Below are 4,113 nucleotides of genomic sequence, written 5' to 3' on the forward strand. Positions count from 1 at the left end.
GTAGACACCCTGCTGGCCGATTTGCATCGGAGTTATCCGAAAATGACCTGGATGCCGCGCATCCGGTTTGGAGGACTGCTGGACGTCCCCAACCGGAATGGCGAAACCCGCGTGCAATTACCGGTCATGGGAATGGGGGTTGAGTTGATATCCCCTCAATCGCCCGAAATTCACATTCTGAACGTGAAAAAGGCTTTGGTACGAGGCCGGCTGCCGAAGGCTCCGGGAGAAATGCTTGTCAGCGATGATTTGGCCGGAAAGTTACAGATTTCGCCGGGTGTCTCTGTCACGCTGATCAGTACCACAATGGATGGTAGTTTGGCCATGCAAAATTTTAACGTGGTTGGAACCATCCGATTTGGAGTGCGGGCTTTGGACAGGGCGAGCGTTCTGGTTGATTTAAAAGGAGCACAGGAGGCATTGGACATGGACAATGCTGTCGGAGAAATTCTTGGTTTTTTCCCGAATTTTCTCTATCGTCAAAAACAAGCGATCCGGATGGTTCGAAGCTTTAATGAGCGGTTTTCCCGCCAAAACGATGACTACTCTCTGGAAATGGTGACACTGGCGGATCAAAACAATCTGGCGGATATGCTTTCTGTGGTCAATCAGGCATCTGCGATTATTGTGACCATTTTTGTTTTTACGATGTCGATTGTGCTGTGGAACGCCGGGCTGATGGCCGGTTTACGGCGCTACGGCGAGATCGGCGTCCGCCTGGCAATGGGAGAAGAAAAAGGGCATATTTACCGAACAATGATTTATGAATCGGCCGTCATTGGGACGGCGGGATCGTTGGTTGGAACCGCAGTGGGTTTAGCATTTGCCTTCTATTTGCAGTCCCACGGTCTTGATATGGGTTCTATGCTGAGAAATTCGTCTGTGCTCATGTCCAATGTTATGCGGGCGCAGGTTACGCCGACAGCCTATTACATTGGCTTTATTCCCGGGGTGTTTGCCTCGATTCTGGGAACGATGATTGCCGGAATCGGCATTTACCGACGGCAAACGGCGCAATTATTCAAGGAGTTGGAAGCATGAAAAAACTCAATCTAATTCTTCTGGTCTTTTTCACTCTGCCTGTGCTGGCACAACGCCCCAGCGGAGAGCAGATACTCAAACGAATGGATAAAAATTTAACCGCAAAAACACAAATTTCAATTTCAACAATGATTGTCCACAGCCGGCGGGGCACCCGCACCATTAAAGCCAAAACCTGGATGAAGGGCCGGGATACATCTTTTACGGAATACCTGGCTCCTCCAAGAGATAAGGGGACAAAAATGTTGAAAATCGGCAACCGATTGTGGCTGTACTCGCCCCGCGCTGATCGAATTATTCAAATCGCGGGCCATATGCTGCGTCAATCGGTCATGGGATCCGATTTGTCTTACGAGGATTTAATGGAGAGTCCCCATCTCTGGGATATGTACACAGCCAAAATTATTGGGGAGGAAAAGTGGGCTGATCGAAACTGCTGGCTTTTGAAACTAGCGGCGAAAAAGCGAGACGTGGCTTATCCGATGCGAAAAATCTGGGTGGATCAGAAACGACTGCTTCCCCTGAGAGAAGAGCGGTTTGCCAGAAGCGGCCGTCTTCTGAAAACGACGGAAATCCAGGCCGTCTTCAGAGTGGATCACCGCTGGTATCCGAAAAAGATTCTTTTCAAAGATGTCTTAAAAAAGGGAAGGGGAACCGAGTTTTTGATCGATTCCATTCAATTCGATGTAAGAATTTCGGATTACATCTTTACAAAAGCGGCTTTAAGACGGTAGATTTTGAATGAAAAGTCCAATCCCCTGCAAACGGGACCGTTTGTACCGTGCCCGCTGATAATTGAATTCTGTTGAAAAATAAAAGTCGAGGAGCTGCTGAGGCTGTTCTGCAATCCCAAACCACAAAGTAAGCGTAGAAAATGCAAAGGTATAGGCGCAAAATTTTACGCCTCTACAAATTCGAAAAAACAAATCGGGCCGTGTGGTAGAGGTGTCATTGCTATCGCTTCCCAAAAAAATGTTGAATTAAACAAACCAGATCACGAAAACAGCACGAAGCATACCAAGAAAGACTTTAACCCGGGTTTAAAAAATTTTTAGTGAAGAGCAAAATACGCTGAAAAAATAGCGGTCATTGCCCGAATTCGCTCTCACATCTGTCCTTTTTCCACATAATCTACTGAGGATTAAAAAAAATCTTTGATTTTATGCAACCGTTTGTTAAATTAATCTACGCTTTCACAACAATCCATTTGTGGTGATGGCTCAAGGTTATTTGACAAGATTTCACAGCCATTTCGACATGTAAAAACGCCAATCGATTAGGGCCTAAATCGCCTCGGCTTTTTTGTGACACGCCATAATTCATTATGGTAGGAACAGGGCAATCAATCAGAGGTGGATTTGGCGTGAAGCCTCAAACGCTTTAATCGGTACCTTTCTCTTCCACGCTTTTTCGCAGATGTCGGAAAGTAAGATTCTAATGATTGGAGGAATTTATGAGACTTATTTTACTACCTCTGCTGATAGGAGTTCTGCAAACGGCTGGTTTCGGGGGAACCCCCGTTTTTCATTCGGAACTCATCTTTCCACCTGAAAACATCCACAACCACTCATCCAGCATTGTGGAAACCCCGAATGGCGATTTACTGGTTTGCTGGTATCACGGCTCGGGGGAGCGGACGGCTGACGACGTAAAAATTTTGGGCTCCCGACGGCATCCGGGGCAGTCGACCTGGGAATCTCCTTTTATTATGGCGGATGTTCCTGGCTTTCCGGATACAAATCCGGCCATGGTGGTGTCACCCCAAAAAAAGCTTTTTATTTTTTGGGCCAATATTGTGGCCAATCAGTGGGGAACGGCTCTGCTAAGAATGAAGGTCTCCGCCGATTTCGAACAAGCGTCAGGTCCGCCTCGCTGGGATTGGCAGGATGTCATTCTCCTGAAGCCGCTTCATTTCGAAGAGGAATATATCCAAAAGGCTGCCGGTTTGCTGCCATTGGTGAAAAATCACCCGGAATTTAAAAAGGAAATCGAAGAAGCTATTTGTTCAGCCGGAAATAAATTTGACCGACGGATAGGCTGGATGCCCCGCATTCATCCGCTGATTTTGCCCTCGGGACGTATCCTCGTACCGCTTTATTCTGATGTGTTCTCTGTTTCTGTAATCGCTATTTCGGATGACGAGGGAAAAACGTGGTCTTGCAGTGAGCCCTTACTGGGAATTGGAAATGTTCAGCCCAGCCTGGTCTTAAAAAAAGACGGTACGATCGCTGCCTTCATGAGGGACAACGGCCCGGGGTTAAAAATTCAGTACAGCGAGTCTGGCGATCAGGGCGTTCACTGGAGCAAGGTTCGGTATCTGAAAATTCCCAATCCGGGTTCCAGCGTGGATGTGGTGGCTCTCAAAAACGGACACTGGGTCCTGGTGTGCAACAACACCACCGACGGGCGCAACCGTCTGGCGGTTCTTTTGAGTAAGGATGAAGGGCACTCCTGGCCGTGGATTCGGTATCTGGAGAATGTGAGGAAAGGAGTTGGCGGGTATTCCTATCCCTCTGTGATTCAAACACGGGATGGATTGATTCACGTGACGTACAGCTGGGGCGAGCGAGGGAAGGGACAGTCCATTAAGCACGCAGCGTTTAATGAAGACTGGATATCATCACCACAATGAATTGTGGTGATGGTACAAGGACACGGAGGGTGGCCGAAAACAGAGTAACAATTTGTGGCGATATGACATTTTTAAAGGAATCCCGTTTTTTATTTCCTGAGAGAAGATAATTTTGCTGAGCCTCATTTCTTTGTACAATCACCACAATGAATTGTGGTGATTCTCTGTTACAATGTATTTGGGAGCTGACACAAAATATTGCAAAAACTGGTAATGAGGTGATTTACAGGAGAGTCCAATATGATTTTTCAAGAAAACCAAACCATTGTTTTCGCAGGCGATAGTATTACGGACGTCAATCGGCGGGAATTACCCTGCTGGTCAATTGGGCAGGGATATGCCATGATTGCAGCGTCACTGCTTTTGGCGAAATTCCCGGAACGCACGTTGCGTTTTCACAATCGCGGTGTGGGAGGCGATACGATCCGGGAATTGGATGC

At 47.3% G+C, this 4,113-nt stretch carries 4 protein-coding genes; all 4 read left to right on the top strand.

Features of this window, described 5'->3' with window-relative positions; translation table 11 throughout:
- Window positions 1-1,041 (top strand): FtsX-like permease family protein (locus tag GXO76_10975; GenBank protein NOY78377.1); only part of this gene is annotated, 1,041 nt, incomplete at its 5' end.
- The gene (locus GXO76_10980) at window positions 1,038-1,775 is read left to right on the top strand and encodes an outer membrane lipoprotein-sorting protein (protein ID NOY78378.1); all 738 of its coding nucleotides are present in this window, start codon (window positions 1,038-1,040) and stop codon (window positions 1,773-1,775) included. The genes GXO76_10975 and GXO76_10980, both read left to right, overlap by 4 nt.
- A 719-nt stretch (window positions 1,776-2,494) precedes the next feature.
- Window positions 2,495-3,673, top strand: a complete 1,179-nt coding sequence (locus GXO76_10985) for a neuraminidase (sialidase)-like protein (GenBank protein ID NOY78379.1) — start codon at window positions 2,495-2,497, stop codon at window positions 3,671-3,673.
- A gap of 240 nt (window positions 3,674-3,913) precedes the next feature.
- On the top strand, window positions 3,914-4,113 hold a 200-nt coding region (locus GXO76_10990; protein ID NOY78380.1), incomplete at its 3' end, for a GDSL family lipase.

The sequence above is a fragment of the Calditrichota bacterium genome (assembly GCA_013151735.1).
GTDB lineage: Bacteria > Zhuqueibacterota > JdFR-76 > JdFR-76 > BMS3Abin05 > BMS3Abin05.

Bases quoted from the DNA above. Each gene is read 5' to 3' on its own strand.
- GXO76_10980 (NOY78378.1), top strand. From the start codon at position 1,038: ATGAAAAAACTCAATCTAATTCTTCTGGTCTTTTTCACTCTGCCTGTG.
- GXO76_10985 (NOY78379.1), top strand. From the start codon at position 2,495: ATGAGACTTATTTTACTACCTCTGCTGATAGGAGTTCTGCAAACGGCT.